This window comes from uncultured Sutterella sp., assembly GCF_937923675.1.
GTDB lineage: Bacteria > Pseudomonadota > Gammaproteobacteria > Burkholderiales > Burkholderiaceae_F > Sutterella.
The window spans coordinates 1-1,360 of sequence record NZ_CALDXB010000050.1; the positions used below are offsets into that span (position 1 = coordinate 1).

The window sequence follows — 1,360 nt, forward strand, 5'->3', positions numbered from 1 at the left end:
GGACCGAAGTGCTTCACGCGCATGACCCACATGGATTCGGGCATGCCGAGTTCGGGCCACTGCACGTCTTCGACTTCTTCAACGCATTCCGCGGCAACCACGGCGCAGCCGCCCGGGAAGACGCAGTGAATGGCCTTTGATTCCTTGCAGCCCGCGGTCGTGTTGGGGCCCATGCCGCCCTTGCCGACGATCAGCTTCACACCGGTTTCGGCGAGGAATTCCTTTTCGAAGATTTCCATGCGCATCGAGGTCGTGGGGCCGATCGAGACGACCTTCCAGCCGCTCTTGGCATCCTTCGTCGGAACCATGATCGGACCGGCGTGGAAGATGGCCTTGCCCTTCAGATCCACGGGGAGCTTGCGGCCGAGCTTCACGAGGCGGTGATGCGCCTGGTCGCGGGCAGTGATGAGATAGCCGTCGAGATAGATGATGTCGCCGATTTTGATGTCTTCGAGGTCTTCATCCCTGATCGGGGTGGTCAGCGTCTTGGTGCTCACAGCGTCACTCCCTTGTGCGAAAGAAATTCATAAGACATGTCCGCATGAACGCGGATCGTGGCGCGGCGGTGGGCCCAGCAGCCCGTGGAAACGCCGACCGCGATGCAGGATGGATGGCGCGCAGCCTGTTCGACGTTGACGCCCATCACCGTGCCCTTGCCCGTGAGGCCGCCCGGCCCGAGGTTGAGTTCATTGAGCCCGTCCTTGATGAGCTTTTCGAATTCCGCACCCGTCGGGTTGCTGTTGTGCGAATCGACCGGACGCATGAGGGCGCGCTTCGAGAGCGTGGCGGCGACTTCCGCCGAACCCGCAATGCCGATGCCGAGAAGCAGCGGCGGGCAGGCATTGATGCCGCGTTCCGTCATGATGTCGAAGACGAACTTGACGACGCCTTCATAGCCTTCGAGCGGCATCAGAACCTTGGCCGCACCGGGGAGCGAGCAGCCGCCGCCCGCCATGTAGCCGCAGATTTCGGCTTCGTCGGAATCGGGAACAATCTGCCAGTCGATCCAGGGAATGCGCACGCCCGTGTTGTTGCCGGTGTTCTTCTCGTCGAAGATCTGCACGGCGTTGTGGCGCAGGGGCGCCTCCTTCGTCGCGCGCTTCGTGGCTTCGCGCAGGCATTCCTCCATTTCGCCGAGGAGCGGGAAGCGCGAACCCACCTTCACAAAGAACTGGATGACGCCCGTGTCCTGGCAGAGCGGAACGTTGTTCTTCTTGGCGAGCGCCATGTCGGTAAACATGGCGTCGTAGATGGTGTTGGCAATGTCGGTCGTCTGTTCGGCGCGCATTTCCGTGAGGCTCTTCATGACGTCGTCGGGCAGGTGCTTGCCGAAGTACGCCGTGAACTTCGCCATCAGATC

General features: G+C 61.8%; 2 protein-coding genes. Both read right to left on the reverse strand.

The features are described 5' to 3' along the window. A partial coding sequence (gene ttdB / locus Q0106_RS06200) for a L(+)-tartrate dehydratase subunit beta (protein ID WP_297610364.1) occupies positions 1–497 on the reverse strand: 497 nt, incomplete at its 3' end. Further along, positions 494–1,360, reverse strand: an 867-nt coding sequence (ttdA, locus tag Q0106_RS06205; protein WP_297610367.1) for a L(+)-tartrate dehydratase subunit alpha, incomplete at its 5' end; no start/stop codon positions are given. The genes ttdB and ttdA, both read right to left, overlap by 4 nt.